The sequence below is a fragment of the Gordonia hydrophobica NBRC 16057 genome (assembly GCF_001592365.1).
Lineage (GTDB): Bacteria > Actinomycetota > Actinomycetes > Mycobacteriales > Mycobacteriaceae > Gordonia > Gordonia hydrophobica.
Genome location: NZ_BCWU01000017.1, coordinates 25,907 through 51,957, shown reverse-complemented (window position 1 = coordinate 51,957; position 26,051 = coordinate 25,907). Strand labels below are relative to the sequence as shown.

Sequence of the window (26,051 nt, the reverse complement as noted above, 5' to 3'; positions counted from 1 at the left end):
AGGAAGGCGCGATATGACGAACGGGAACGAGCCCACTGGTCCGGAGGTTCCGGACAACGACGAGACGACGGTGGTGCAGCGTCCGGATCTGTCGCAGACGCCCGCCGCAGGTCCGTCCGATCAGGCGGGTGACCCGGCCGCCGCGGCGACGCAGATCGGCCAGTCCGCGCCCTCGGAGCCAGCACCCTCGCAGCCCGATGCCGCGCCGAGTCCCTGGCAGCAGCAGGCGCAGCCTCCGGCCTCTCCGACGCAGCAGTTCGGCGGTGCCACAGAACCGGTCGGCCATGCCGGTCCCACCGAGCAGATGGGCGCACCCGGACAGCAGACGCCGTCGGGCTTCACCCAGCCCCAGCAGCAGTACGGCGGCCGGTCCGGACAGTTCACACCACCTGCCGGTGCGCAACCCCAGTACGGGCAGGCCCCATACGAACAGGGACAGTACGGACAAGCCCAGTACGGGCAGGCGCAGTACGGGCAGGCGCAGTACGACCAGTCCGCGTTCGCCCAGCCGCCACAACCAGGCCAGCCTCAACCGGGCCAGGCACAGCCCCAATACGGGCAACCCCAGTACGGGCAACCCCAGTATGGACAAGCGCCCTACGGCCAACCGCAGTATGGCCAGCCCGGCCAGTCCACCTACGGGCAGCAGCCGCCCGCCGGTCAGCCCGGTGCCGACCCCACGTTGAACCCGTACGCCCCGCAGCCGACGAAAAAGAAGAAGACGGGGCTGCTGGTCGGCGTCGGTGCGGGCGTGCTGATCGTCATCGCGGCGATCGTCGCGATCACCGCGTTCTGGCTTCCGGGCTGGGTAGGCAAGAACCTGAACCAGCAGGCCGTCGAAGACGGCGTGACCAAGGTGCTGACGAGCGCGAACGTCGACGAGGGGTACAGCTACAAGGCCGACGACGTCAAGGACGTTGAGTGCCCGAGCGGCCAGAAGGTAGAGGTGGGTGCCACGTTCACCTGCTCACTGAAGGTCAACGGCGAGAGCAAGCACGTCACCGTCACCATCAAGGACAAGGACGGAACGTACGAGGTCTCGCGGCCCACCAACTGACCCGCACCTCACCTGACCCGCACCTCACCGATCGGCCGACCCGTCAGGTCGGCCGATCGGCGTTCGAGGCCGTTCCCGCGTCGCCGAGTCAGCTGTTCCAGCCCAGCGCGGCCCCGAGGCGTCCCACGCTGGCGTCGATCCCGAGTTCGGTGACGAGAGCGTCGAGCCCCGCGGGATCGGCAGGCGCCGACGGCAGGACGTCCGAGTCGGTGCTGTCGATGGTGTCGGCATCCGTGCGGACGGCGACGACGGTCCGGGCTGCGGACAGGTAGTCCTTCGAGTTCTGAATCGAGTTCCGGGCACGAGTGGGCACCGCGGTCGACTCGTCGTATGCGGCGGCTTCGAGCGCGTCGAGGCTGGCGAACTGCGTCAACAGCTTGGCGGCTGTCTTCTCGCCGATGCCCGGCACACCGGGCAATCCGTCGGACGGATCGCCCCGCAGAATCGACATCTCCGCATAGGCCACGCCCGCACGCTCCACCGGTACGCCGTACTTCGCCGCCACCTCCGCGGGACCCATCAACTCCGCCTTCGCCAGGCCGCGCCCGACGTACAGGACCCGGACCGGCACCGGGTCCTCGGCGACCACCTGGAGCAGGTCGCGGTCGCCGCTCACCACCAGGACGTCGTCGACCGCTTCGTGGAAAGCCAGCGTGCCGATCACGTCGTCGGCCTCACAGCCCCGGGCGCCCGAGGTGGCGATGCCTGCACAGTGCAGCGCATCGAGGATCATGCCGACCTGCGGTGTCAGGGTGTCGGGGACTTCCTCGGCGCCGTCGCCGCTGTCGGCGACGCGGTGCGCTTTGTACGACGGGATCAGGTCGGTGCGGAACGCCGGCCGCCAGTCGAGGTCCAGGCAGACCACCAGGCGCGTCGGCTGATGCGTCGACACCAGCGACGCGATGGTGTCGAGGAACCCACGGACCGCGTTGACGGGCCGACCGTCCGGCGCCGTCATCTTCTCGGGCAGCGCATAGAACGAACGAAACCACAGACTCGCTCCATCGAGGAGCATCACCGATCCGGTCATGGGAACAGCCTTCCACACCGCCGACGGCCGGTGCAGTTCCCTCGGGGATCGGTCACCGGGAATCCATCATCGACTGTCCCATACTCTGGTCGTATGGCCACTAGATTCGCATCGCAGGTGTACGCCCGGCGCTTGGAACGCGCCGCCGAGCTGACCCGCGACGCCGGGTTCGACGCGATCATCGTCGGAACCGGCCCCGACTTCCGCTATCTCACCGGCTCGCCGGCGGAGACGTTCGAACGCTTGACGGCGCTGGTGATTCCAGCCGTCGGCCCCGCGCGGGTCGTGACGGCACGGCTGGAACTGGCCTCACTGCGCGAATCGGCGATCACCGAACTCGGCATCGAGATCGCCGACTGGGTCGACGGCGAAGACCCCTACTCGCTCACCCTCGCAGGCCTGGGCGCGGACGCGAAACTGGCGGTGTCGGACGCGCTGCCCGCCCTGCATCTGATTCCGCTCGCGCAGCGCACGTCGGCGGCTCCGCAGTTGGCGACGGCGGTGCTGCGGGAACTGCGGATGATCAAGGACGAGGCCGAGTTGGCGGCGTTGGCCAGGGCGGGCGCCGCGATCGATCGCGTCCACGCCCGGATGGGTGAGTTCCTCAAGCCGGGCCGCACCGAGGCGCAGGTCGCGGCCGACATCGACGCCGCGATCCGGGCGGAGGGCCACGACCTCGCCGAGTTCATCATCGTCGGCTCCGGCCCGAACGGCGCCGACCCGCATCACGAGCAGTCCGATCGCGTCATCGACGCCGCCGACATCGTCGTCATCGACATCGGGGGACCGGTGCAGCCCGGATACAACTCCGACTCCACCCGGACATACTGCTTCGGCGAGCCGCGCGCCGACATCGCCGAGGCCTATGCCGTTCTGGAACGCGCGCAGGCGGCGGCGGTCGCCGCGGTGCGGCCCGGGGTGACGGCGGAGAGCATCGACGCCGCCGCCCGCGACATCCTCGTCGACGCGGGCCTGGGCGAGCACTTCATTCACCGCACCGGTCACGGCATCGGCCTGTCGGTGCACGAGGAGCCGTACATCGTCGCGGGGAACCGCGACGTGCTCCGCGAGGGCATGGCGTTCAGCGTGGAGCCCGGTGTCTATTTCAGCGGTGACTGGGGCGCCCGCATCGAGGACATCGTGGTGGTGACCGCCGACGGCTGCCGACCGCTGAACACCCGGCCCCACAGCCTCGTGGTGCTGCCGGGCTGACGCTCAGCCGAACATGCCCGCCGAGCCCAGGGCTCGCGCGATCCGCATCTCGATGACAACACGCCGCGGGTTCGGCTTCGGCTGCCGGTACCGCTCGGCGTAGCGGCGTTCGGCGTCGGCGACCGCCTCGGCATCACGTCGAACGTGCACGCGGCCCTCGAGCGTCAGCCAACGCGGTCCGTCCACGTGCGTGAGCGCCGCGTACCCGCCGCGTTCGGCGTTGCGCACCTTCTGCGATCCGTCGAACGTGATGACGCGCGCCATGCCCGCGTCGGCGTCGAAGGTGAATCCGACGGCGACCACGTGCGGGGTTCCGTCGGCGCGCAGCGTCGACAAGCTCGCGAGGTGGTACTCGGACAGCAGGCGGCGGGCTTCGTCGGACAGGTCGGCGACAGATCGGCTCATGTCGCCACGGTATCGCCGTGCGCGACGGTCGGTGTCTGGCGGACACGGGTTTGCGCCCCGTTGCCGCGCGGGGAGGGGCGGGCAGTGATACTGGAACGGTGGGAACCATCGTACTTTTCGGCGGACGCAGCGAGATCGGTGTGGCCACAGCGGCACGCTTGGCGCACGGGAATCGCGTGGTTCTGGCCGCTCGTCGACCCGACGACCTGACCGCCGAGTCGGCGATCCTGATGGCGGCCGGTGCGACGGCCGTCGACCAGATCGCGTTCGACGCCGACGACGTCGCCTCGCACCCGGCGCTGATCGAGTCGTTGTTCGCCGAGCACGATTCGATCGACGTGGCGATCATCGCCTTCGGCATTCTCGGCGACGCCGCCCGCGCGGAGACGGACGTGGCGCATGCACTGCAGATCGCCCACACCGACTACTACGCGCAGATCAGTGTGATGACTCCGCTGGCCACGGCGCTGCGTCGACAGGGGAGCGGCACCATCATCGCGTTCTCGTCGGTCGCCGGCGTCCGGGTCCGCCGCGCCAATTACGTGTACGGCTCCACCAAGGCGGGCCTCGACGGTTTCGCCAGCGGCCTCGCCGACGCGCTGCACGGTACCGGTGTCCGTCTGCTGCTGGCGCGTCCCGGTTTCGTGGTCGGTGAGATGACCCGCGAGCTGATGGATTCCGGTGTCGCCCCCGCGCCGTTCTCGAGCACTGCCGACGAGGTGGCCGACGCCGTCGCCAAGGCCTATCGCCGAGGTAAGGGCGAGGTCTGGATCCCCGGCGTCCTGCGGCCACTGTTCTTCGTCATGAGGCTGCTCCCGCGCGCCGTCTGGCGCCGCCTGCCGCGGTAGCGGTCGCGCTCAGGTCAGTCGACTGCCGCCGGGCTCGCCCATTCCGAGTTCGCGTCGAAGATGAAGCCGAGCGGAGCGAGGACTCTCACGACGGTGTCTGCGACGGCCTCGCCGATGCCGTCGATCACGATCTCGCGGCGTCGGGTGATCGTGACCGGCACGCCGATCGCGCCCGCGTATTTCGCCTGCTCGGCAGAGAGCCTGCCGTGAGCGGTGACGGCGCCCACGCGGACCAGACCGTCGCCGTGCGCGAACCAACCGACCTGGGGATCCATACCGTCGCCCTCACGGTGGACGGGGACGGCGAGCGGCGCACCGAGGCCTGCGTCGGCCAAGCGGTCCCCGAACTCCCCGACGTGCCGATCGGCGATACCGTGGACCTCCAGTCGATGATGGGCGGTCAACTGGATGTGATCGGCGCCGACGTCGGCGACCGCGTCGGCCAGCGCCGTCAACGCGGCCGCCTCGATCCGGCCGTCGATCAACCCGATGCGGGCCACGAGCACGGCGGTCGCCGGATCGCGGTGGAAGACGCCGGGGGATCGGTCTGCGGGAGAGCTCACCGGTCCAGCGTAGATCCCGACCCTGCGCCGAAACCGGCGGCGCGAGGTGTCGGGAGAAAAATCACGGGGTCGTGCGTTGTACTGAGTATGAGGTACATCTTTGTCGGATACGTCGTCGCCGAGGTCGCCGTCTTCTGGACGATGGCCCACTTCCTCGGCTTTGCCTGGGCCTTCCTGATCACCATGCTCGCGACCGGAATCGGGTACGCGGTGCTCGGCCGACGAGCGCGCACCGTCGGTGCGGACATCCGCCGCGCGATGCGTCAGGAGGTGGCCCCCGGCAAGCCGCTGACCGACTCCGCGCTGTTCGGAGTGGCCGCCCTGCTGACGATCCTGCCGGGCGTGGTCTCGACCGTCGTCGGACTGCTGCTGATGACCGGCCCGGCCCGGCGTCTGCTGCGTCCGGTCGTCGCCGCCACCGCCGCACGCCGCGCGAGCCGCATCGCCGAGCAGATGACGGTCGTCACCATCGACGGACAGCCCATCGGCGGCCGTGGGTTCGGCTTCGGCAGGCACGCGTACGTCGACGGAACCGTCGACGTCGACGTCGTCGACACCACCGTTCGCAATCCCGACGGCTCCGTGTACGTCGAGGTTCCGCAGTTGCCCCGCGCAGCGCACGACTGACCGGATCCCCTTCCCCGTTCCACCGCGTCCCGATAGGCCCGACAGTGACGGACGCGACGCGCGAAGCACCGTGTGCGTCTGGGAGAATGGCCGTCGTGACGACGCAGTTGCTCCTCGGAGGCATGGTCTATTCTTCGCCCGCAGTTCCCGACGCCACCGCCATGGCGGTGACCGACGGAACCATCGTCTGGGTGGGGTCCGACGACGTCGGACGCGCGCTGCACCCCGACGCCGAAGTGGTCGACCTGCAGGGGCGGTTCGTGAGCCCCGCGTTCGTCGACTCGCATGTGCACCTCACCGACACCGGAATCGCTCTCGGCGGACTGAATCTGACCGGCGCCACTAGTCGGTCGGACTGTCTCCAGCAGCTCGCCGCGTACCTCGCCGCCAACGACGACGAACTGGTGTGGGGCCTGGGGTGGGACGCCTCCGCCTGGTCGGACGACGAGACCGGTCAGGATCATCCGCCGACGACGTCGGACATCGACGCCGTGGCAGGCGGTCGTGCGGTGTATCTGGCTCGGATCGACGAGCACTCCGCTGCGGCGTCGAGCGCCCTGCGCCGCCTGGTCCCCGGGTTGGCGGACGAGCTCGGATACTCCGACGAGGAGCCGTTGGTCGCCGACGCGCACCACCGAGTCCGCGCCACGGCACGCAATCTGCTCACCCCCGCCGCACGCCGGAGGGCCCAGCTGCTGGCGCTCGATCATGCGGCGTCGCGCGGCGTGGTGGCGGTGCACGAGAACGGCGGTCCCGACATCAGCGGACTGGCCGATTTCCACTCCATCGCCGACGTCGAGCACGGCGTCCTGGTCCGTCGCTACTGGGGTGAGGCCGCGGCGTCGACGGACGAGGTGGCCGCGATTCTGGAGCGCACCGGCGCCGACGCGATCGGGGGCGACCTGTTCGTCGACGGCGCTCTCGGTTCACACACGGCATGGCTTTGCGAGCCGTACGCCGACGCCGCAGACTCCACCGGAGTCCGCTATCTGTCGGAACAAGTGATCCTCGATCACCTGCGCGCCACGACGCACGCCCGAGTGCAGGCAGGCTTCCACATGATCGGCGATGCGGCGACCACGGCGGTCGCCGAGGCGCTCGAGATCCTCGCCGCCGAGCTCGGCACACCGGCGCTGGCCAGCTGCGTGCACCGTCTGGAGCACGCCGAGATGGTGACGTCGAAGCAAGCCGAGATCTTTGCGCGCTGCGGTGCCATCGCCAGCATGCAGCCGCTGTTCGACGCCGCATGGGGCGGATCCGACGACCTGTACGCGACCCGACTGGGGGAGCGCGGCGGAACCCTGAACGACTTCGCCATGCTGGCCAAAGCCGGTGTCGCCCTGGCCTTCTCCAGCGACTCGCCGGTCTGCGCAATCGATCCGTGGGCGACGGTCCGCGCCGCCGCCCACCACCGGACGCCGACCAGCTCCATCTCGCCGCGGGCAGCGTTCGCGGCGTCGACGCGCGGCGGATGGCGCGCCGCAGGAGTCAACGACGGTCTCACCGGGACGCTGGTACCCGGCGCACCCGCCCACTACGCCGTGTGGGATGTCGACGAATTGGTCGTCTCTGCGTCGCAGGAGGGCGTCCAGCGGTGGTCCACCGATCCGCGGTCGCGAGTGCCCGCGCTTCCCGACGTGAGTCCCGACGCCACCCTTCCGGAGTGCGTCGAGACGGTGGCGAGCGGTCGCACGATCTACCGGCGCGCGTGAGGGCCGGGGCGTGAGGGCTGGGGCGACGCCCGTCGCGGTCGCGTGGTGGCAGCGCGTCCTCGTCGCCGCGGCAGCGGGCGGCCTGATGTACGCGGCGTTCCCGCCCAACCGGCACGTCTGGTGGTTGGCGCCGATCTCGCTCGGGCTGCTGTACGCGGTGATGGTCGTCGGCCGGCCGTCGGTGCGTAGTTGCGCCGGTTCCGGATTCGTGTTCGGTCTCGCGTTCTTCGTCCCGCTGCTCCCGTGGATCGGCGAGTACGTCGGCCCCGTGCCGTGGCTCGCGCTTGCGGCGGTCATGGCCGCGTACACCGCGCTGTTCGGTGCGATGGCGGCGGTGACGATGCGTCTGCGATTCCGTCCGGTGTGGTTCGCCGTGAGTTGGGTGACCGTCGAGGCGGTTCGGTCGGCGTTTCCGTTCGGCGGATTCCCCTGGGGGCGGACCGCGTTCAGCCAGGTCGACGGACTCTATCTACCGCTCACCTCGGTGATCGGTGCACCCGGCGTCTCGGGCGTGATCGCCCTATCCGGCGCCGCGGCGGCGGCACTGATCCTGACCGTGATCGGTCAACGCGCGCGGCTGCGTACCGCAACGGCGGCGCTCGCCCTGGCCGCCGTGGTGGTGCCGCTCGGGGCGGGCGCAGTTCTTGCTGCGACCGGCAGTCCCCTCACGTCGAAGACCGGTGAGACGAACGTCGTCGCAGTCCAGGGCAACGTTCCGCGCCTCGGCCTGGACTTCGACACGCAGCGTCGCGCCGTCCTGGACAATCACGTCGCGGAGACGCTCCGGATGGCCGCGCAGGTCACCGGCGGCACCCGCCCGCAGCCCGACCTGGTGCTGTGGCCCGAGAACGCAGCGGACACCCCGCCAACCCTGTATCCCGACGCCGCGGAGAGCATCCGCGCGGCCGTCACCGCGGCGCGCGCCCCGATCGCCTTCGGCACGTGGATTCCCAACCCCGGTGGCGACGACGCGGGCACCAGCAACTCGACCCTGCTGTGGGGAGAGCACGACGGCTACGCCGACGACGCGCCGTCCGGACGGTACGACAAGCACATCGTCCAGCCGTTCGGCGAGTACCTGCCGTGGCGCAGCTTCTTCCGCCTGTTCTCCTCGTACGCCGACCGGGCAGGCGATTTCAAGCCGGGCACCGGACCCGCGGTCCTCATCGCATCGACCCGCGACGGCGACGTCACGATGGGCGTCGCCACCTGCTGGGAGGTGGCCTTCGACCGCGCCGCACAGCAGTCGATGCGCGAAGGCGCGCAGTTCTTGTTCGTTCCGACCAACAACGCGACCTTCGGCAAGACGGACATGACCTACCAGCAGCTCGCGATGTCGCAGGTGCGGGCGGTCGAGACCGGGCGCAGCGTCATCGTCGCCGCCACCAGCGGCGTCAGCGCGTTGGTGGCGCCGGACGGATCGCTCATCTCGAGCAGTGAGATCTTCACCCCGGACATCCTGCAGACCGATCTGGAACTGCGAACGGGCCGCACCCTGGCCGTTCGATTGGGCTCGTGGCCGCAACGCGTCGTCGTCCTGGTGACCGCGGCCGCATTTTTGTTCGCGTTGCGTCGACGCATTAGCCTCGATATGTTCACCGGTCGGAGGGGACCGGTCACTGCAGAAGGAGAATGATGACCAGCAGGCATCCTGAATCGCGCGTCCTGGACGCGAACGGCGCGGGCGCGCTCGTCGTCATTCCGACGTTCAACGAGCGGGAGAATCTGCCGATCATCGTCGGACGGCTGCTGCAGGCGCAGTCCGGCATCCACGTTCTCGTCGTCGACGACTCCAGCCCGGACGGCACCGGCGACGTCGCCGAGCAGCTCGCCGCCGACGACGCCGGCCGTCGCATCCACGTGATGCATCGGACGGTCAAGGACGGGCTCGGCAAGGCGTACCTTGCAGGCTTCGCCTGGGGACTGGATCGCGACTATGCGGTGATCGTGGAGATGGATGCCGACGGCAGCCACGCGCCAGAGCAGCTTCACCGCCTGCTCGACGCCGTCAATGACGGCGCCGATCTGGTGATCGGTTCGCGGTATGTGCCGGGCGGCCGCCTGGTGAACTGGCCCAAGCGCCGGGAGTTCCTGTCGAAGGGCGCCAACACCTACGCGCGTCTGGCGCTGGGCGCCAAGGTCAAGGACATCACCGCCGGGTACCGGGCGTTCCGGCGCGAAGTCCTCGAGAAGATCGGGCTGAGCGAGGTGGAGTCTGCCGGGTACTGCTTCCAGATCGACCTCGCGTGGCGGACGCTGCAGCACGGCTTCACCATCCGCGAGGTCCCGATCACCTTCACCGAGCGCGAGATCGGCGAGTCGAAGATGGACGGCGGCGTGATCGCCGAGTCGTTCCTCAATGTGGCGCGCTGGGGCATTCAGGGACGCCTCGCGGGGATCCGCGCCGGGAAGAAGTAGGCGCCCCGAGGAGAGTTCACCGACGTGAGAAGGTCGGCCCGGGGATGATCTCCCGGGCCGACCTTCTCCTGTGGTGTCTGGAGCGACCTACACCGAGCCGCCGCCTCGACGACGCTGCTTCAGCAGGTCGAGACGCTCCGTGAGGAGGACTTCGAGTTCCTCCTCGGAACGTCGCTCGAGCAGCATGTCCCAATGGGTGCGCGGCGGCTTGCCCTTCTTCTCCTCGGGCGCGCCGCCCTCGAGGAGCTTGCCCTCCATGCCGTTCTTGCACGGCCACGTGCCGGGGATCTCGGCTTCGTCGGCGAACGGAATGTCGAAGATCTCGCCGTTGTCGGTGCGGTACTGGACGAGTCGACGAGGCGCGAGGTCGTGATCGCGGTCGGTCTCGTAGCTGACCGCTCCGAGCCGGCTACCACGCAGGACTCGATCAGCCATGAAGTCTTCCTCTCAAACAGTCGGATATCAGAACCATTCTACGCGGTGTGCGCGCACACCGCCGTGACGCGGTACCGTCGTGACGTGCCCGAATCTCCGTCCCGTCACCGTCCGTACGCCTGCGCGTGGTGCGGTAGGCAGATGGTGGACTCGGAACGGGGCCGTCGACGCAAGTACTGCAAGCGGTCGTGCCGCCAGCGCGCCTACGAACAGAGAACGCTGGTGGAAGGCACGTCTATTCCCGAAGACGCACTGATTCTCAGTCCCGCCGAGGCGCAGGATCTGGGCGACCGGATGTTTCTGCTGCGGTGCGCGGCCGAGGACTTGTCGACGGCGATCTCCGAGCGCGCCGACCAGGAATCACTGGGCGATCTCGCCGCGGAACTGCTGCGCCTGGCGCAGGAGGCCGAGCGACTGCGGTAGCCGCCTGAGCACGGACCCGAGACTCACGTCACGAGCGACACGTCCGTCGTCGCCGGGCCTACGTCATTAAGATCAGTGATCGTGAACGCCGAACCGCGCAACGACGGACCGGACGCGGACGCCGTCTCGGGGTCCGGCCTCCACCGTGCGAGCGAACTGCTCGCCCGCACCGACGAGAGCACCGCTGCGGTCCGCGTCGCCCGACTGGCCCGCAGGCTGGCGCCCGCGGAGAGTCGACTCACTCGCGCAGAGCGAACCTCCGACCGGGTGGCGAAGGTCTTGGGCGACGTGCGTCGCGACCGGCCGAGCGCGGTACGCGAGATCGGGCTCGCCTCGGTCGCCGTCTGGCAGTCGGTGATCGAACGTCGTCGACCCGATCCGGCGGGACCGGTGCCCGCGACCATCCTGTTCACCGATCTGGTCAGTTTCTCGTCCTGGGCGCTGCGCGCGGGCGACGATCAGGTGCTCGAGCTGCTCCACGCAGTCAACGAGGCCAGCGAGCAGGTGATCCGCGCCCACGGCGGCCAAGTGGTCAAGACCCTCGGCGACGGCACCATGGCCGTCTTCGTGGACGCCGCCGAAGGAATCGCTGCCGCGCACGAGGCCGTCGGCGCCGTCAGCTCGATCGTCGTGAACGATTTCCGCCCGGCGCTCCGCGCCGGACTGCACACCGGCGCGCCGCGGATCGTCGGCGACGACTTCCTGGGCGTCGACGTCAACATCGCGGCGCGCGTGTGCGACGCGGCGGGCGGCGGCGAGGTGTACGTCAGCGACGCCACTCTGGAACAGGTCGACCTCGAGGACTACTCGATCAAGCGGAAGCGCTTCAAGGCGAAGGGCGTCCCTCGAGAACTGCAGGTTTTCCGCGTGGTGCCGAGGTACGGCGAACGGGCTCAGGTGAGCGATGCCGTTCGACGACGATGAACTGGAGACCTACTACCGGCGGATCGAGGCGCAGACCGCCGCCGCCAACGCGCGTCCACGCAAGCACAAACGCGAGGTGCCACCCGTTCAGTTCACCTGCCCGACACCGGAGAAGATCGCGTACCCGTCCCTCGCGGCCGTGACCGGTGCGATTCTGGCGATCGCTCGGCAGTCGCCGTCGCGGCCGTCGCTGCGGTCGTACGAGTGCCGGTGCGGATTCTGGCATCTGACCAGCGGCGTGCCCCGTTCGTCGAGACACTGAGCATACGTCGAGACACTGAGCATTCGTCGAGACACTGCGGGCCGGGGAGTCAGACAACAGCAGCGGCGCCCGACGGAATCTCCGTCGGGCGCCGCTGCCGTTACTGTGTGGCGACCTACGCTGCGCCGAGCACCGCGATCGGCGAGTTGCCGAGTTGCAGGCTCAGGCGCTGGTTCGCGCTCTGGTTCATCCGCTCAGACATCAGTCGAGCGAAGGCGCGAATCATGGATGCAAAGGTCGAACCCGTGCTTTTACGCATAGTAGAACCCTTTCCGTTTGCGTTCGTACATACATTTGTAACCTGTACGCAAGCCGAAGTCAAGTTCCATTCCGTTCTAGTTCACTTTCCGTTCACCTAATTCAAGTCTCATTCACCTTCGATCACTGAATCAGGGAGGCCAGGCGTTCCACCTCGGCGACCGAACCGGGGGAGACCAGCATCGTCGTCACGCCGGCCGCCTCCCAGACGCCGATCTGCTCCCGGACGTGCGCTTCGTCGCCGACGATCGCCGAATCGGCCACCACCGCGTCAGGGATGATCGCGGCCGCCTCCTCCTTGCGGTCGGACCGGAAGAGTGCGGTGACCTCGTCCACCACGTCGCTGTATCCCATCCTGCGATAGACCTCAGCGTGGAAGTTGGTGTCTTCGCTGCCCATGCCTCCCATGTACAGCGCCAGAAACGGCTTGATCGCGGCGTAGGCCGCATCGCGGTCGTCGGTCAACACGATCTGGGCGACGGCCGCGATCTCGAACGTCTCGCGCGTGTTCCTGGCTCCGGCGCGCGCAAACCCCTCGTCGAGCCAGCCGTTGTACTGATCCGCGAGTCGAGGGGTGAAGAACAGGGGGAGCCAGCCGTCAGCGATCTCGGCCGCCAGGGCGATGTTCTTGGGACCCTCCGCACCGAGGAAGATCGGGATGTCGTTCCGCAGCGGATGCACGATCGGCTTCAACGCCTTGCCCAGGCCGGTGGCGCCGTCGCCGTCGAGCGGCAACGGGTAGTGCGGACCGGCGCTGGTCACCGGCGCTTCGCGCGCCCACACCTGACGCATGATGTCGATGTACTCGCGCGTCCGCGCCAACGGCTTGGGGAACTTCTGGCCGTACCAGCCTTCGACGACCTGGGGACCGGAGACGCCCAGACCGACGATGTGCCTGCAGCCGGACAGATGGTCGAGAGTCAGTGCGGCCATGGCGCACGCCGTGGGCGTCCGCGCCGAGAGTTGCAGAACCGAGGTCCCCAGCCGAAGCCGCTCGGTGTCGCTGCCGTACCAGGCCAGGGGCGTGTAGGCGTCCGAGCCCCACGCTTCGGCGGTGTAGACCGAATCGAAGCCGGACCGTTCGGCTGCGGCGACCAGCTCCCGGTGGTTGGCGGGCGGCTGCGCGCCCCAGTACCCGAGTTGGAGACCTAACTTCATATCCGTCAACCTCTCTGTGGTTTCGACGCCCCGAGCCCCGGCGATCCCGGTACATCTGGCGCGTCTCGGCGTGCATCGTCCATATGCAACTTGTTGAGTATGCCATTGCGGCATAGTGAGCGACAAGACTTCGCACAGCGCAGATCCCGCCGGAAACGTCGTTCCGGCGGGATCTCAGCGGTGGTCGGACAGGATCAGGAGTGCAGGTCGAACCTGTCGTTGTCCATCACCTGGGCCCAGGCGGCGACGAAGTCGTCGACGAACTTGCCCGTGGCGTCGTCCGAGCCGTACACCTCGGCGAGAGCCCGCAACTGCGAGTTCGAACCGAAGACCAGGTCGGCACGCGTAGCCGTCCACTTGCGCTCACCGCTGGCCAGATCACTGCCGACATAGGTGCCGTCGGCGGCCTCGGTCCACTCGACCTCCATATCGAGGATGTTCACGAAGAAGTCGTTCGAGAGCACCTCGGGCCGATCGGTGAGCACGCCCTCCTGCGCGCCGCCGTAGTTGGCGCCCAAGACACGCAGTCCGCCGATGAGGGCGGTCATCTGCGGCCCGGACACCTGCAGCAACTGCGCCCGGTCCACCAGGAGGTACTCGGCGGGAATCGGCGCATCCGCAGCGAGGTAGTTGCGGAAGCCGTCCCACCGCGGCTCCATGACGCGGAACGATTCCACGTCGGTGTCCTCCTGCGCGGCGTCGGTACGGCCGAGCGAGACGGGTACCTCGACGCGATGACCGGCCGCACTGGCCGCCTTCTCGATCGCCGCGGCGCCACCGAGCACGATCACGTCGGCGACCGAGACCTGCTTGGCACCGGCTTCGGCGTTGAACGCCTCGGCGACGCCTTCCAACACGGTCAGCGCCTTGTCCAGTTCCGCGGGTTCATTGACCGTCCAGCTGCGCTGCGGCTCCAAGCGGATGCGCGCCCCGTTGACGCCGCCTCGCTTGTCCGAGCCGCGGTACGACGCGGCGGCCGCCCATGCGGTCTTGACCAGCTGCGACACCGTCAGACCCGAATCGAGGATCTGCTGCTTGATCGTCGCGGCATCCGACGCGTCGATCTGCTGGTAAGTCGCCTCGGGCACCGGATCCTGCCAGATCAGCTTTTCTGCGGGCACCTCCTTGCCCAGGTAGCGCGAGAGGGGGCCCATGTCGCGGTGGGTCAGCTTGAACCACGCGCGAGCGAAGGCGTCGGCGAACTCGCTCGGCTTCTCCAGGAAGCGTCGTGAGATGGGACCGTAGATCGGATCCTCACGCAGAGCGATGTCACTGGTCAGCATCATCGGCTGGTGACGCTTCTCCGGGTCACCCGCGTCCGGCACGCTGGTGGAGCCTGCATTGTCCTTGGGTCGCCACTGCACCGCGCCGCCCGGCCCGGTGTACGTCTCCCACTCGTAGCCGAACAACGTCCAGAAGAAGTTGTTGTCCCACGTGGTCGGCGTGCTGTTCCACGCGCCTTCGATGCCCGAGCTGATCGCGTCGACGCCGGATCCGGTGCCGAACGAGCCCTTCCATCCCAGACCCATGGTCTCCAGCGGGGCGTCTTCGGGCAGCGGACCGACGTACTGGCCGGCGTCGGCGGCGCCGTGCGTCTTGCCGAAGGTGTGGCCGCCGGCGATCAACGCCACCGTCTCCTCGTCGTCCATCGCCATGCGCGCAAACGTCTCGCGGATGTCGATTGCCGACTTCAGCGGATCCGGATTGCCGTTGGGGCCTTCGGGATTGACGTAGATCAGACCCATCTGCACCGCCGCCAACGGATTGTCGAGATCGCGCTCGCCGGTGTACCGCTGGTCGTCGAGCCAGGTGGTCTCGGGACCCCAGTAGATCTCCTCCGGCTCCCACTTGTCGGTACGACCGCCTGCGAAGCCGAAGGTCTGGAAACCCATTGACTCCAGCGCCACATTGCCCGCGAAGATGATCAGGTCGCCCCAGGAGAGCTTGCTGCCGTACTTCTTCTTGATGGGCCACAGCAGCCGTCGGGCTTTGTCCAGACCCGCGTTGTCCGGCCAGCTGTTCAGCGGGGCGAAGCGCTGCATGCCGTGGCCGCCACCGCCGCGACCGTCGGCCACCCGGTAGGTGCCCGCTGAGTGCCAGGCCATGCGAATGAAGAGCGGACCGTAATGGCCGTAGTCCGCAGGCCACCAGGCCTTGGAGTCGTGCATCAGCGTCTCGAGGTCGCGGCGGACGGCATCGAGATCGAGCGATTCGAAGGCCTTCGCGTAGTCGAAGTCCGGGTCCATGGGGTTGCCCTCGTCCGGATTCTCGGCGAGGAGTTTCAGGTTGAGCTGCTTCGGCCACCAGTCACGATTACCGCCTCCTTCGGAGGGCGCGGCCATCTGGCCACCGTGCACCGGGCAGCCGGTTGCGTTCGCGTCGGGCTGTTGATCGGACACTGCGGTTCCTTTCACATTATCGCTGGTCAGCGATGGGGTTCAGTGGGCGGACCGTCACGGAGCCGTTCTGCTCCGTGCGCGGAGTCGTTGTTCGTCGCACAGTCGGGGCAGACGCCCCAGTAGATGACCTCGGCCTCATCGATCGCGAAACCGTGGTCGTTCGCCGCTTCCAGACACGGAGCCTCACCGACCGCGCAGTCGACGTCGCGCACGTCACCGCAGACGCGGCACACGAGGTGGTGGTGATTGTCGGCGATCCGGGTCTCATACAGCGACACGTGACCCGACGGCTGGATCCGTCGGATCAGTCCGGCATCGGTCAAGGCATGCAGGACGTCGTAGACGGCTTGGCGCGACACCCCGGGCAACGCCTCGCGCACCGCGGCCAGAACGGCCTCGGTCTCGGCGTGTGGGTGTGCGTCGAGAGCCGCCAGGACAGCCAGTCGAGGCCGGGTCACTCTCAGCCCGGCGCCTCGGATCTCTGCGGTGTAATCGATGGCTGCCATGACTCGATACTACCTGTTTTTTGGACCAAGTCCAGATTTATTGAAATCTGCCACCGCGAGGGCAGCAGGGGTGCTGTGCGGCGGCGCAAGGAAGTCGCGCGGGCCGTACCGCATGATCGTGTCGATCACCTGCTGTTCCACGCCCGCGGCGAGCAGGTCCGGAATCACGCGGCCGGTCACTTGGAAGTAGTCCCAGTCGGGCGCCACCAGCCGCCGCTGATCGTCCTCGAACCAATCGCTGAAGCAGAAAGCGTCCTGCGACAACGCGATTCGATCGGCATAACCCTTCTCGATGAGCGCGGTCACCGTGGCGAAGCGCTCACTGTAGGGGAGGAGGACGTCGACGCCGAACCGGTCCATGCCCAGCGTGGAACCGGCGTCGGCCACCTGCATGAGGTAGTCCAGATCGGTGGTGTCGCCGCAATGAGCGATCTGCACCCGCGTCAGGTCCACGCCCTCTCCCGCGAGAACGCGTTGGGCGATCAGCCCCGACTTGGTGTGCGGGTTGGTGTGGACGACGATCGGGGCGCCGGTTGCGACCGCGGCGCGCCCCACCGCGCGCATCACCCGTTCGACGCCTGCGCTGAGCCCTTCAGCTTCGATGGCGCAGAACAGGAACGCCGCCTTGATGTCGGTGTCGCCGATCCCGACGGTGAGGTCACGGACGAACGCCTCGTCGAGCGGATCCGGGCCGTCGAGGCCCAGGTCGGGGCCCGTGTAATGGAACTGAAACGGCAGATCGTGAAAGGTGTACAAGCCGGTGGCGAGCACGATGGTGAGATCGACCTGCTCGGCGACCTTCGCGATTCGCTCCACGTTGCGCCCGAGTCCGGCCACCGAGACGTCCATCAGCGTGTCGACGCCCGCGGCCTTGAGTCGAGTGAGTTGATCGACGGCGGCGGCGATCTGCGCGTCGTCGTCCCACCCGCGCAGAAAGTTGAGGCGATAGTCCTCATTGAGCACGAAGATGTGTTCGTGGGTGAGCGTCACGCCGAGTCGGTCCACTCCGACCGTTCCCGTCGCGGTATTGATGCTCTGCATGGCGCCTCTCGCTGAAACCCGGTGCCGACAGGCACCGTGACCACAGCCCAAATTAGTCGTCGGCGCAGGCGTTTGTGCCGGTTACGGAAGAAGCCGATGAGGCATGGTGCGGTCCGGTACTCTCCACAGTCTTCGGGCATCACTTAGGCTGTTCATCATGTTGAGCGCGGGGCAGTATTTCGCCGATTACCGGATCGTACGGAGCCTGGGCGTCGGCGGCATGGGCGAGGTCTATCTGGCCGCTCACCCGCGACTCCCGCGTGAAGACGCCCTCAAGGTGCTCCCCGCGGAGTTGACCGCCGACGCGACGTATCGGGCCCGGTTCACGCGCGAGGCCGATCTGGCCTCCCAACTGGATCACCCGAGCATCGTCAGCGTCTACGACCGCGGCGAGTACCAGGGGCAGCTGTGGATCACGATGAAGTTCATCCCCGGATCCGACTGCGATGCGATGCTCAAGCGCGACGGCGTCGGCGACGCGCGCACGATCGCCGAGATCATCACCGCGGTGGCCGACGCGCTCGATTACGCGCATTCGCGCGGCATGGTGCACCGCGACGTGAAGCCGGCCAACATCCTGGTCGACGACGGGTCGTCGCGCCGCAAGATCTATCTCACCGATTTCGGGATCGCGCGCAAACTGACCAACGACACGGCACTGACCGCCGCCAACCTGACGGTCGGCTCCATTCAATACTGCTCGCCGGAGCAGTTGCGGGGGCAGGAGCTGGACGGCCGTTCAGACCAATATGCGTTGGCCTGCACCGCATTCCGACTCCTCACCGGTCGGGCGCCGTTCCCGCTCCAGACCCCGACCGCGATCATCAACGCTCACCTCAACAACCATCCGCCGAGCGCCACCGCCGTCCTGCCGACGTTGGCGCCCGCCGTCGACACGGTGTTGGCACGAGCGATGGACAAGGATCCGGCGCGCCGCTACCGGTCGTGCGGCGATTTCGCCTCCGACCTCGCCGGAGCGATCTCCCGTCCCGGATTCACCGCTCAGAGCGGGGCGGCCTATGCACCGACGATGATCAACCCGGGGCCGATCACACCGGAGCCCTCACCGTCTCACCCGTCGACGCCCCACCCCTCGACACCCCAGCCCTCGACACCCCAGCCGACGACCTCCCCGTTCGGGAGCGGCACCGCGGCGTACACGGCCCAGGGCCCGTCGGCACCGCAGGAACCGGGCCAGTCCGCCCCGACCACACCAACCACCACCCCCACGACCCCGACCACACCGGTCGGTCCCGGCGCGGTTCCGTACCCGCAGGCGCCCTACCAGCAGACACCGCAGTCCCAGCCCCAACCTGCCCAGTCTCAGCCGGTCCCGTCTCAGCCGGTGCAGCCTCCCCAGCAGCAGTATCCGCAGCAGGCGGCCTATCAGCCGTATGGCGCACAGCCCTACGGCGCGGTCGGATCGGGCGGGTACGGCGGCCCCAGTGGACCCGGTGGTGGTTACAGCGGTCCGCCGCCCGGTGGTTACGGCGGGCAGCCGTACGGCAGCGCGGGTGGAGCCCCGAAGAACAACACGGGCAAGATCCTGGCGATCGTGGCCGCGGTGGTCGTCGTGATCGCACTGATCGGCGTGGTCGGATTCTTCGTCTTCCGGGGCGGCGACGATCCGAGCACCGTCGCCACGTCGTCCACCACGACGAGCACGACCACCAGCGACACCACGACCCCGGACACCTCGACCACGACCTCGTCGCCCAGCACCTCCGTCGGATCCGATCCGGGAATCGTCAACGGCGTGCCCACGCAGTGCAGCATCGGCGCCACCCCGCGTTCGACGGCGTCGACCACATTCACGAATCTGAACATCACGATTCCGCAGGCCCAGCTGCCCACACCGCGATGGGCCGCCGATTCGGCGACGCAGATCCCCTTCGCCGTGACCGCTTCGGCGTTGGCCACGCCGCGGCCCGCGTCGTCGTCGAGTTGGCAGGCGGTCATCGCCATCGGCACGCTGCCCGCCCGGTTCGGCGACGACACCGAGGCCATCGCCCGCAAACTCGTCGAGTGCCTCCCGTCCAGCAACGCGTACTCGAGCACCGATCCGTCTCCGGCGTCGATCGCCGACGCACGCAACAACACGTTGGAAGACAACCGGACCAGGTACACGCTCGTGCACGCGAGCATTCGCGTCAGCAACCAGCCCGGCATCCAAGGCGACGACATCATCGCCGCGGTCATCAACAGCTCGCCGATGACCTTCGTGATCGGGGCCAGCCCCATCGGCGACGCCGCCACCAAGGCCGAAGTGGAGAAGGCGGTCCTCGGAGTCCGCGTCCGCTGACACTCGCGTCGGCGATGCGGAAGAATGGCCGCCATGCCTTCTTCCGCATCGCTGCCGGCCGACACTCACGACCTGATCCGCGTGCAGGGCGCGCGCGTCAACAACCTGCAGGACGTCAGCATCGAGATCCCGAAACGTCGGCTGACCGTCTTCACCGGCGTCTCCGGTTCAGGCAAGAGCTCGCTGGTGTTCGGCACGGTCGCCGCCGAGTCGCAACGCCTGATCAACGAGACCTACAGCGCCTTCGTCCAGGGCTTCATGCCGACGCTCGCCCGCCCCGACGTGGACGTCCTGGACGGCATCACCACGGCGATCATCGTCGACCAGGAACGGATCGGCGGCAACCCGCGCTCCACGGTGGGCACGCTCACCGACGCCAACGCGATGCTGCGCATCCTGTTCAGCAAGATCGCCACACCGCACATCGGCGGCCCGAATGCCTTCTCGTTCAACATGCCGACGGTACGGGGGAGCGGCGCGATCAAGGTGGAGCGCAACTCCGAGTCGCGCGCCGTGAAGCAGACGTTCGAGCGACTCGGCGGCATGTGCCCGCGCTGCGAGGGCATGGGCACCGTCTCAGACATCGACCTCACCGAGATCTTCGACGCCGAGAAGTCCCTGTCGGAGGGCGCGCTGAAGGTGCCCGGATACAGCATGGACGGCTGGTACGGCCGGATCTACGGCGGCAGCGGGTATTTCAGCATGGACAAGCCGGTCGGTCAGTTCACGGAGAAGGAACTGCACGACCTCCTGTATCGCGAACCGACGAAGATCAAGGTCGAGGGCATCAACCTGACGTACGAGGGCGTCATTCCGAAGATCACCAAGTCGATGCTCAGCAAGGACATCGATTCGGTGCAACCGCACATCCGGGCGTTCATCGAGCGCGCGGTCACCGCGAGCGCCTGTCCGGAGTGCGACGGCACCCGGCTAGCCGAGCCCGCGCGCACCGCCCGCATCGACGGCGTCAGCATCGCCGACGCCTGCCGGATGCAGATCACCGACCTTCACGACTGGGTCGCCGGCCTCGACGACCCGACCGTCGCACCGCTGCTCATCAAGCTTCGCGACGCCCTGGCGTCGTTCGTCGAGATCGGTCTGGGCTATTTGTCGCTGGAACGGCCGACCGGCACCCTCTCGGGCGGTGAGGCACAGCGCACCAAGATGATTCGTCACCTCGGGTCCTCGCTCACCGACATCACCTACGTCTTCGACGAGCCGACCGTCGGACTGCATCCGCACGACATCGCGCGGATGAACACGCTCCTGCTCCGGCTCCGCGACAAGGGCAACACGGTCTTGGTCGTCGAGCACAAGCCGGAGACCATCGCGATCGCCGACCACGTCGTCGACCTCGGGCCGCACGCTGGTTCGCTCGGCGGGCAGGTCTGCTTCGAGGGCAGCGTCGAGGAGTTGCAGAGCGCCGACACGCTGACGGGGCGCCATCTGCACGACCGCGCTCAGCTCAAGGACGCGGTGCGTGCGGCGTCCGGCGCCATCGAGATCCGCGGAGCCTCGACCAACAACCTGCAGGACGTCGACGTCGATCTCCCGCTCGGGGTGCTCGCCGTCATCACCGGTGTCGCCGGCTCCGGCAAGAGCTCGCTGATCCACGGCTCCATGCCGTCGGACGCCGGCGCCGTGGTGATCGACCAGACGGCGATCCGTGGATCCCGGCGCAGCAATCCCGCCACGTACACCGGCCTGCTCGATCCGATCCGCAAGGCGTTCGCGAAGGCCAACGGGGTCAAGCCCGCGTTGTTCAGCCCGAACTCCGACGGCGCGTGCCCCACCTGCAAGGGCGCTGGCGTCATCTACACCGACCTCGCGACGATGGCCGGGGTCGCCACACCGTGCGACGTCTGCGACGGAAAGCGTTTCGACGCCGCCGTTCTCGACTATCACCTGGGTGGTCGTGACATCAGCGAGGTCCTGCAGATGTCGGTCGACGAGGCGACCGCCTTCTTCGGGGAGGGGGAGTCACGCATCCCCGCCGCCCACAAGATCCTGCTGCGCCTGTCCGACGTCGGCCTCGGCTATGTGAAGGTCGGTCAGCCGCTCACCACCCTGTCCGGCGGGGAACGACAGCGCATCAAGCTCGCCACCGCGATGGCGGAGAAGGCGGACGTCTACGTTCTCGACGAGCCGACCACCGGTCTGCACCTGGCCGACGTCGAACAGCTGTTGGGGCTGCTCGATCGCCTCGTCGACGCGGGCAAGTCGGTGATCGTGATCGAGCACCATCAGGCGGTGATGGCACACGCCGACTGGATCATCGACATCGGTCCGGGCGCCGGGCAGGACGGCGGACGCGTGGTCTTCCAGGGCACTCCACGCGAACTGGTCGCCGCGAGGGCCACCCTGACCGGTGAGCACCTCGCCGAGTACGTCGGGTGAGGCGAGGTGGCAGGCACTCGGTCAGGGGAGTGCGGCGCCTCGGGTCAGATGGAAGTCGACGGCGGACAGTCTGCTGGTCGCCTCGTACGTCCGCTGGTAGCCGGTGGAGCTGATCCGCCATCCGTCGTCGGTCTTGCGGTAGGTGTCGGTGTAGAACGCGGCGCCGGTGATCATCACATCGTGGTCGGGCACGATCACGGTGTCGTGCAGATACCAGCTTCCCGTCGCCCGCGCGGGGTCGTCGGGATCGATGTCGATGATCGGATGCCCCACGTGGTGCTCGCTGACGAGTGTTCCGCCCATCGCCTGCTGGAGGTAGTCGATGACGGTGTCACGGCTGGTGAATGCCAACGGGCGGCCACCGAACTGTGAGCCGTAATCGGTGTGCACATCAGCGGTGAGCGTCGCTGCGAGGCCGTCCCAGTCCTTGGTGTCGACGGCGCGCAGGTAACGGTATTTGAGCGTCTCGATCGCCCGGATGTCCTCAGCGGTCACCGGCCGCTCCTCTCCATCGGTTGTCGAATGTGGACACTAGTGCACGGACTCACGCCGCTCGGGCGATCTCGGAGGAGTCGCCGATGACGACGGGGGTCGGGGCCATGGTGGCCATGAACGCTTCGGCTCGCCGCAGGCCGGCTCGCGCTGCGCGTCGTCGGCCTCCCGGCAGTTGCGCCGCGGCGGACCGGAACAGGTTGACGCCGAAGATCATCGGCGGATACCAGGGGAGCGCCGAGTCGTCGACGCCGAGATGCCGCAGTGCGCGGCGGCCGAGGAAGACCCGGGCGATGCCGAGATGCTGCGATTTCGCCACCCGGCGTCGCAGTGCGGGCAGCGAGTCGTAGTGCCACTGGTCGGGGTCGTCGGCCATCGGCGACGCCAGTTCTCTCGACGTCTCGTCCGGCACGGACAGGGCCGCCGAGGTGTGCGTGAGAATCCGGACGGCGTCCCGGAAGTCGCGCGGCAGATAGTCGTCGTCGACGCCGATCAACCATCCGACGTAGCGCGTGAGTTGCGCGATCGCCTCGTACTCGCGACGGTTGTTCACCAGTCCCAGGCCTGCGACGCCGATCGACGGCGCCACCAGCGATCCGACGAGAGTTGCCGCCATGTCGGTCTGATTGATCGGCAACCCCCACCGGCCGGTGTCCCAATCGGGCATCGCCTCCACGTGCCGACGGACCATCGAGTGGATGAACCGGACGCGGATCGTCGAACAGTATCCGGTGCCGTGCACGGCGAGTCCGCCTTCGCTGATCACGTCGAGCGCCCATCGCGAGGTCTCGGCGAACCGTTTGTTGGACCCCTTGGTGAGGGCGCCGGTCCGCAGCAGGGTCTGGTTGAAGCCGGAGAACTGGTAGCCGCCCATCAGCGCGACGTCCCGTGCGATGTAGAGCCCGTCGGCGCCACCGCTCTGCATCACCCGCGCGGCGAGAGCCACCTGGTCGGGATCCACCCAGTCCGGGGTGGCCTCCATGGAGCGGAAGAACTCGATCATCGTCGGCGGTGCGTCCTCGACCGAGTCGATGCCTGCGACCAGCGCCTGCTCGAACAGCGGCCGAGTGTGGCGCATCCCGGCGTCGGCCATCTCGGCGACGACGGCGTCCATCACCGGGTCACCGACCATGAGAAGTGCGCCCAATCGGGCGAACTGCTCGGGCGACGGCCTGCCGACACCCAGCAGTCGGCCGAAGATCTCGATGCCGCCGGGGACCGCGACCGGCTCCGCTGGATGTCGCGTCGGAATCGTCGTCGCCATCGTCGTTCCCCATTCGCAGCGGGGTCGAACCCTGCATCCGACCCGGTGATCTCCACGGTAGGCAGTCGAGTGCGATAAATCTATAGTTTCGTCTCACTATGCAGGTGACGCGGCATGGCGACCGCATCAGTCCGCCAGGACTCCGCCGCTCGCCCTGCCGTCGCCGGTGGCCGCGCGTACTGTGCGCTGGCAGAGGAAACAGACTCTGGAAGGAAGGTCCTCTTCATGACCGATGCACGCGCAAGCGTCCTCGAGTACGCCCCCGAGGCCGACGTCGACGTCGTCGACAAGATGGCTGCGACGTACCGGCTCGTCCTGAGCAATCGCGACGCCTCACTGGTCTCCGCCAGCGACCCCGCCGAGCTCAAGACCGTCCGGGAGAACTTCCTGAAGAAGAAGCTCGGCCTCACCGACCCCGATGCCGACCTCGACGCGGCCATCGCCGACGTGCTGGCCACCATGAAGAACGGCAAGCCGAATCCGCGACTGGCCGTGTACTACCTGCTGGCCGAGAAGTACGGCAAGCTCGACGTCTTCAAGTAGTCGCCGCGCGACCGGTTCACCGACGCACGACCATCGGTGAACCGGTCACCGGGTCGTCCACCACGATTGCGTCGAGGCCGAACACCTCGCGCACCCGCTCCGCGGTGATCATCTCGCGCGGAGAACCGGACGCCACGATCCGTCCCTGCTTCATCAAGATCAGCGTGTCCGCATAGCGCGCCGCCTGATTCAGATCGTGCAGCACGGCGACGACGGTCTTCCCGTCGTCGTTGAGTTCTTTCAACAGGTCGAGCAGCTCATACTGATGGGCGATATCCAAGAAGGTCGTCGGCTCGTCCAACAGCAGCAGCGGAGTCTGCTGGGCCAGCAGCAGCGCCACCCAGACGCGTTGCCGCTGACCGCCCGACAACTGGTCGACGTACCGCTGAGCCAAGTCGGTGGTCCGGGTGGCCGCCATCGCCGCGCGGGTCGCCGCGTCGTCCTCGGCGGTCCAGCGTTGGAACGCCGAGTGGTACGGATGGCGACCCCGTGAGACCAGGTCGGCCACGCGCATGCCTTCGGGCGCCACCGCATCCTGTGCCAGCAGGCCCATCCGTTGCGCCAGCTCCTTGCTGCCGTACGTCTCCAGCGCACGACCGTCGAAGGCGATCTCGCCCGCCTGCCGTTTGAGGACCCGCGACATCGCCCGCAGCGTGGTGGACTTGCCGCACGCGTTGGGCCCCAGGATCACGGTGAAGCCGCCGGTCGGGATCTGCAGATCCACCCCGTCGACCGCGACCGCGCCGTCGAACTCGACGGTGAGGCCGCGGGCCGACAGGACGGAGCCACGGGTCGGGCTCACGCGAGCTTGTCCTCCACCTGATCCAGGACCAGGCCGGCGCCGATGACCCCGATGCCGACCATCCACGTGTCGTCCTCCACCTCGAACGCCTTGTTCGCCTTGACCGACGGAATGCCCGACCAGAGCGCGGTGATGGTCTTCTGCGAGGAGGCGTCGGCGTCGCCGCCGGGGCTCATGTAGAACGCGACGTCACCGTCGATCTGCTCGTACAACTCCGGACTCAGCTCCATCATCGAGTACTCGTTCCAGTCACGGTCACCGAGGTCGAAGCCCATGGTGGTGAGCAGCGACCCGGAGAAGGTCTGCGGGCCGTACAGCCGGAAGTTGTCCGGGCGGAAACGCACGATGGACGCGGTCGTCCCCTTGGCGCCGACCTTGTTTCCGACCTCGACGGCGCGCTCGTCCAGCGCGCGCAGCAGTTCGGCCATCCGGCCGGACTGATTCACTGCGGCGGCGGTGATCGTGGCCTGCTCGGTCCAGTCGGTGCCGCTGTTCTCCGAGAACACCGTGGGAGCGATCGCGGTCAGCTGGTCGTAGATCGCCTCGTGGCGCACCTTGGCGCCGATGATCAGGTCCGGCGCCAGGTTGGCGATGGCGTCGATGTCGGGCTCGGCGATGCCGCCGACGGGTTCGGTGTCCGCGAGCTTGTCGGCCAGGTACGCCGGGAAGCCCTGTCCCACACGCACTTCGGGCGCGCCGACGGGTGTGATGCCCAGGGCCACCAGCGCATCGAGGTGCGGGGAGTCGAGCACCACGATGCGTGCGGGGACGCCGGGCAGCTCGGTGGTGCCCATCGCGTGCTCGACGGTGTACGGGTCGCCGGAGCCCGCGGCGTCGTCCGAGCTCGACGATCCGCAGGCGGTGAGAAGCATGGCGAGCACGGCGATGAGCGTTGACGCGGCGAGGATCGACCGTCTCATCAGAGAGGGGGAGGATGTCATGGTCGGAGATCCTACGGGATTGGTTAGACTAA

Annotated in this window: 25 protein-coding genes; 13 read left to right on the top strand and 12 right to left on the bottom strand. The window is 68.0% G+C overall.

Annotated elements, in window-relative coordinates; translation table 11 throughout:
• Positions 1 to 13: 13 nt before the first annotated feature.
• Positions 14 to 1,057, top strand: coding sequence for a DUF4333 domain-containing protein (locus GH2_RS20315; RefSeq protein ID WP_066172229.1), 1,044 nt, complete (start codon positions 14 to 16; stop codon positions 1,055 to 1,057).
• An 88-nt stretch (positions 1,058 to 1,145) separates the two neighbouring features.
• On the opposite strand, the gene GH2_RS20310 is transcribed toward GH2_RS20315, so the two are convergent.
• On the bottom strand, positions 1,146 to 2,072 hold the full coding sequence (locus GH2_RS20310; RefSeq protein ID WP_174545374.1) for a 5'-3' exonuclease: 927 nt from the start codon (positions 2,070 to 2,072) through the stop codon (positions 1,146 to 1,148).
• A 108-nt stretch (positions 2,073 to 2,180) separates the two neighbouring features.
• On the opposite strand from GH2_RS20310, the gene GH2_RS20305 reads away from it, so the two are divergent.
• Positions 2,181 to 3,299, top strand: coding sequence for a M24 family metallopeptidase (locus GH2_RS20305; protein ID WP_066172223.1), 1,119 nt, complete (start codon positions 2,181 to 2,183; stop codon positions 3,297 to 3,299).
• A 3-nt stretch (positions 3,300 to 3,302) separates the two neighbouring features.
• Here GH2_RS20305 and GH2_RS20300 read toward each other — a convergent pair whose 3' ends face one another.
• On the bottom strand, positions 3,303 to 3,704 hold the full coding sequence (locus tag GH2_RS20300; RefSeq protein WP_066172221.1) for a pyridoxamine 5'-phosphate oxidase family protein: 402 nt from the start codon (positions 3,702 to 3,704) through the stop codon (positions 3,303 to 3,305).
• 98 nt (positions 3,705 to 3,802) lie between these two features.
• Here GH2_RS20300 and dprE2 point away from each other — a divergent pair, with 98 nt between their 5' ends.
• Positions 3,803 to 4,552 (top strand): decaprenylphospho-beta-D-erythro-pentofuranosid-2-ulose 2-reductase, encoded by a 750-nt coding sequence (dprE2, locus tag GH2_RS20295; protein ID WP_084247667.1) that lies wholly within the window; start codon positions 3,803 to 3,805, stop codon positions 4,550 to 4,552.
• Between the two features lie 14 nt (positions 4,553 to 4,566).
• Here dprE2 and GH2_RS20290 read toward each other — a convergent pair whose 3' ends face one another.
• On the bottom strand, positions 4,567 to 5,115 hold the full coding sequence (locus GH2_RS20290; RefSeq protein ID WP_066172216.1) for a ferredoxin-like domain-containing protein: 549 nt from the start codon (positions 5,113 to 5,115) through the stop codon (positions 4,567 to 4,569).
• 87 nt (positions 5,116 to 5,202) lie between these two features.
• Between GH2_RS20290 and GH2_RS20285 the strand changes: the two genes are divergently transcribed.
• The 4 genes from GH2_RS20285 to GH2_RS20270 all read left to right on the top strand — a co-directional run bounded on the left by GH2_RS20285 (position 5,203) and on the right by GH2_RS20270 (position 9,872).
• A complete protein-coding gene (locus GH2_RS20285; protein ID WP_066172213.1) occupies positions 5,203 to 5,742 on the top strand; it encodes an FxsA family protein in 540 nt (179 codons plus the stop codon).
• Positions 5,743 to 5,837: 95 nt separating this feature from the next.
• The gene (locus GH2_RS20280) at positions 5,838 to 7,454 is read left to right on the top strand and encodes an amidohydrolase (protein WP_066172272.1); all 1,617 of its coding nucleotides are present in this window, start codon (positions 5,838 to 5,840) and stop codon (positions 7,452 to 7,454) included.
• A gap of 10 nt (positions 7,455 to 7,464) precedes the next feature.
• On the top strand, positions 7,465 to 9,090 hold the full coding sequence (lnt, locus tag GH2_RS20275) for an apolipoprotein N-acyltransferase (RefSeq protein WP_372434608.1): 1,626 nt from the start codon (positions 7,465 to 7,467) through the stop codon (positions 9,088 to 9,090).
• The gene (locus GH2_RS20270) at positions 9,090 to 9,872 is read left to right on the top strand and encodes a polyprenol monophosphomannose synthase (RefSeq protein ID WP_066172210.1); all 783 of its coding nucleotides are present in this window, start codon (positions 9,090 to 9,092) and stop codon (positions 9,870 to 9,872) included. Before lnt ends, GH2_RS20270 begins: the two co-directional genes overlap by 1 nt.
• 87 nt (positions 9,873 to 9,959) lie before the next feature.
• Here the strand turns inward: GH2_RS20270 and GH2_RS20265 are convergent, their stop codons facing one another.
• A complete protein-coding gene (locus GH2_RS20265; RefSeq protein WP_066172208.1) occupies positions 9,960 to 10,307 on the bottom strand; it encodes an RNA polymerase-binding protein RbpA in 348 nt (115 codons plus the stop codon).
• A gap of 141 nt (positions 10,308 to 10,448) precedes the next feature.
• Between GH2_RS20265 and GH2_RS20260 the strand changes: the two genes are divergently transcribed.
• From GH2_RS20260 to GH2_RS20250, 3 genes are all read left to right on the top strand, one after another.
• Positions 10,449 to 10,730, top strand: a complete 282-nt coding sequence (locus GH2_RS20260; RefSeq protein ID WP_066172205.1) for a hypothetical protein — start codon at positions 10,449 to 10,451, stop codon at positions 10,728 to 10,730.
• 81 nt (positions 10,731 to 10,811) lie between these two features.
• Positions 10,812 to 11,654, top strand: coding sequence for an adenylate/guanylate cyclase domain-containing protein (locus GH2_RS20255; RefSeq protein ID WP_066172269.1), 843 nt, complete (start codon positions 10,812 to 10,814; stop codon positions 11,652 to 11,654).
• Positions 11,635 to 11,916, top strand: a complete 282-nt coding sequence (locus tag GH2_RS20250) for a hypothetical protein (RefSeq protein WP_066172202.1) — start codon at positions 11,635 to 11,637, stop codon at positions 11,914 to 11,916. Before GH2_RS20255 ends, GH2_RS20250 begins: the two co-directional genes overlap by 20 nt.
• A gap of 381 nt (positions 11,917 to 12,297) precedes the next feature.
• Here GH2_RS20250 and GH2_RS20245 read toward each other — a convergent pair whose 3' ends face one another.
• From GH2_RS20245 to GH2_RS20230, 4 genes are all read right to left on the bottom strand, one after another.
• Entirely contained in the window at positions 12,298 to 13,332 is a 1,035-nt protein-coding gene (locus tag GH2_RS20245; protein ID WP_066172199.1) for an LLM class F420-dependent oxidoreductase, read from the bottom strand.
• 194 nt (positions 13,333 to 13,526) lie between these two features.
• Positions 13,527 to 15,731, bottom strand: a complete 2,205-nt coding sequence (katG, locus tag GH2_RS20240) for a catalase/peroxidase HPI (RefSeq protein ID WP_066172195.1) — start codon at positions 15,729 to 15,731, stop codon at positions 13,527 to 13,529.
• 26 nt (positions 15,732 to 15,757) lie between these two features.
• Positions 15,758 to 16,237, bottom strand: coding sequence for a Fur family transcriptional regulator (locus GH2_RS20235; protein ID WP_066172192.1), 480 nt, complete (start codon positions 16,235 to 16,237; stop codon positions 15,758 to 15,760).
• Between the two features lie 9 nt (positions 16,238 to 16,246).
• On the bottom strand, positions 16,247 to 17,278 hold the full coding sequence (locus GH2_RS20230) for a phosphotriesterase family protein (protein WP_066172190.1): 1,032 nt from the start codon (positions 17,276 to 17,278) through the stop codon (positions 16,247 to 16,249).
• A 157-nt stretch (positions 17,279 to 17,435) separates the two neighbouring features.
• Here GH2_RS20230 and GH2_RS20225 point away from each other — a divergent pair, with 157 nt between their 5' ends.
• Positions 17,436 to 19,580: a serine/threonine-protein kinase gene (locus GH2_RS20225; RefSeq protein WP_066172187.1), complete on the top strand. Its 2,145-nt coding sequence runs from the start codon at positions 17,436 to 17,438 to the stop codon at positions 19,578 to 19,580.
• Positions 19,581 to 19,613: 33 nt separating this feature from the next.
• Positions 19,614 to 21,977 carry an ATP-binding cassette domain-containing protein gene (locus GH2_RS20220; RefSeq protein ID WP_239589183.1) on the top strand — a complete coding sequence of 788 codons (2,364 nt, stop codon included), beginning with the start codon at positions 19,614 to 19,616 and terminating at the stop codon, positions 21,975 to 21,977.
• Positions 21,978 to 21,998: 21 nt separating this feature from the next.
• Here GH2_RS20220 and GH2_RS20215 read toward each other — a convergent pair whose 3' ends face one another.
• Positions 21,999 to 22,472 (bottom strand): nuclear transport factor 2 family protein, encoded by a 474-nt coding sequence (locus tag GH2_RS20215; protein ID WP_066172181.1) that lies wholly within the window; start codon positions 22,470 to 22,472, stop codon positions 21,999 to 22,001.
• A gap of 49 nt (positions 22,473 to 22,521) precedes the next feature.
• A complete protein-coding gene (locus GH2_RS20210) occupies positions 22,522 to 23,733 on the bottom strand; it encodes an oxygenase MpaB family protein (protein WP_066172177.1) in 1,212 nt (403 codons plus the stop codon).
• A 225-nt stretch (positions 23,734 to 23,958) separates the two neighbouring features.
• Between GH2_RS20210 and GH2_RS20205 the strand changes: the two genes are divergently transcribed.
• Complete coding sequence (locus GH2_RS20205; RefSeq protein ID WP_066172176.1) at positions 23,959 to 24,276, top strand: DUF2853 family protein; 318 nt, start codon at positions 23,959 to 23,961, stop codon at positions 24,274 to 24,276.
• 16 nt (positions 24,277 to 24,292) lie between these two features.
• Here GH2_RS20205 and GH2_RS20200 read toward each other — a convergent pair whose 3' ends face one another.
• Entirely contained in the window at positions 24,293 to 25,078 is a 786-nt protein-coding gene (locus tag GH2_RS20200; RefSeq protein ID WP_066172175.1) for an ABC transporter ATP-binding protein, read from the bottom strand.
• Positions 25,075 to 26,019 carry an ABC transporter substrate-binding protein gene (locus GH2_RS20195; protein WP_239589184.1) on the bottom strand — a complete coding sequence of 315 codons (945 nt, stop codon included), beginning with the start codon at positions 26,017 to 26,019 and terminating at the stop codon, positions 25,075 to 25,077. Before GH2_RS20195 ends, GH2_RS20200 begins: the two co-directional genes overlap by 4 nt.
• Positions 26,020 to 26,051 lie beyond the last annotated feature (32 nt).

Excerpts from the sequence above, each read along its gene's own strand:
- GH2_RS20220 (WP_239589183.1), top strand. The coding sequence starts at position 19,614 with ATGCCTTCTTCCGCATCGCTGCCGGCCGACACTCACGACCTGATCCGC.
- GH2_RS20315 (WP_066172229.1), top strand. The coding sequence starts at position 14 with ATGACGAACGGGAACGAGCCCACTGGTCCGGAGGTTCCGGACAACGAC.
- GH2_RS20285 (WP_066172213.1), top strand. The coding sequence starts at position 5,203 with ATGAGGTACATCTTTGTCGGATACGTCGTCGCCGAGGTCGCCGTCTTC.
- GH2_RS20205 (WP_066172176.1), top strand. The coding sequence starts at position 23,959 with ATGACCGATGCACGCGCAAGCGTCCTCGAGTACGCCCCCGAGGCCGAC.
- GH2_RS20210 (WP_066172177.1), bottom strand. The coding sequence starts at position 23,733 with ATGGCGACGACGATTCCGACGCGACATCCAGCGGAGCCGGTCGCGGTC.
- GH2_RS20260 (WP_066172205.1), top strand. The coding sequence starts at position 10,449 with ATGGTGGACTCGGAACGGGGCCGTCGACGCAAGTACTGCAAGCGGTCG.
- GH2_RS20230 (WP_066172190.1), bottom strand. The coding sequence starts at position 17,278 with ATGCAGAGCATCAATACCGCGACGGGAACGGTCGGAGTGGACCGACTC.
- GH2_RS20235 (WP_066172192.1), bottom strand. The coding sequence starts at position 16,237 with ATGGCAGCCATCGATTACACCGCAGAGATCCGAGGCGCCGGGCTGAGA.
- GH2_RS20225 (WP_066172187.1), top strand. The coding sequence starts at position 17,436 with ATGTTGAGCGCGGGGCAGTATTTCGCCGATTACCGGATCGTACGGAGC.
- GH2_RS20310 (WP_174545374.1), bottom strand. The coding sequence starts at position 2,072 with ATGCTCCTCGATGGAGCGAGTCTGTGGTTTCGTTCGTTCTATGCGCTG.
- GH2_RS20195 (WP_239589184.1), bottom strand. The coding sequence starts at position 26,019 with ATGACATCCTCCCCCTCTCTGATGAGACGGTCGATCCTCGCCGCGTCA.
- GH2_RS20270 (WP_066172210.1), top strand. The coding sequence starts at position 9,090 with ATGACCAGCAGGCATCCTGAATCGCGCGTCCTGGACGCGAACGGCGCG.
- GH2_RS20305 (WP_066172223.1), top strand. The coding sequence starts at position 2,181 with ATGGCCACTAGATTCGCATCGCAGGTGTACGCCCGGCGCTTGGAACGC.
- GH2_RS20265 (WP_066172208.1), bottom strand. The coding sequence starts at position 10,307 with ATGGCTGATCGAGTCCTGCGTGGTAGCCGGCTCGGAGCGGTCAGCTAC.
- GH2_RS20250 (WP_066172202.1), top strand. The coding sequence starts at position 11,635 with ATGCCGTTCGACGACGATGAACTGGAGACCTACTACCGGCGGATCGAG.
- GH2_RS20300 (WP_066172221.1), bottom strand. The coding sequence starts at position 3,704 with ATGAGCCGATCTGTCGCCGACCTGTCCGACGAAGCCCGCCGCCTGCTG.
- GH2_RS20245 (WP_066172199.1), bottom strand. The coding sequence starts at position 13,332 with ATGAAGTTAGGTCTCCAACTCGGGTACTGGGGCGCGCAGCCGCCCGCC.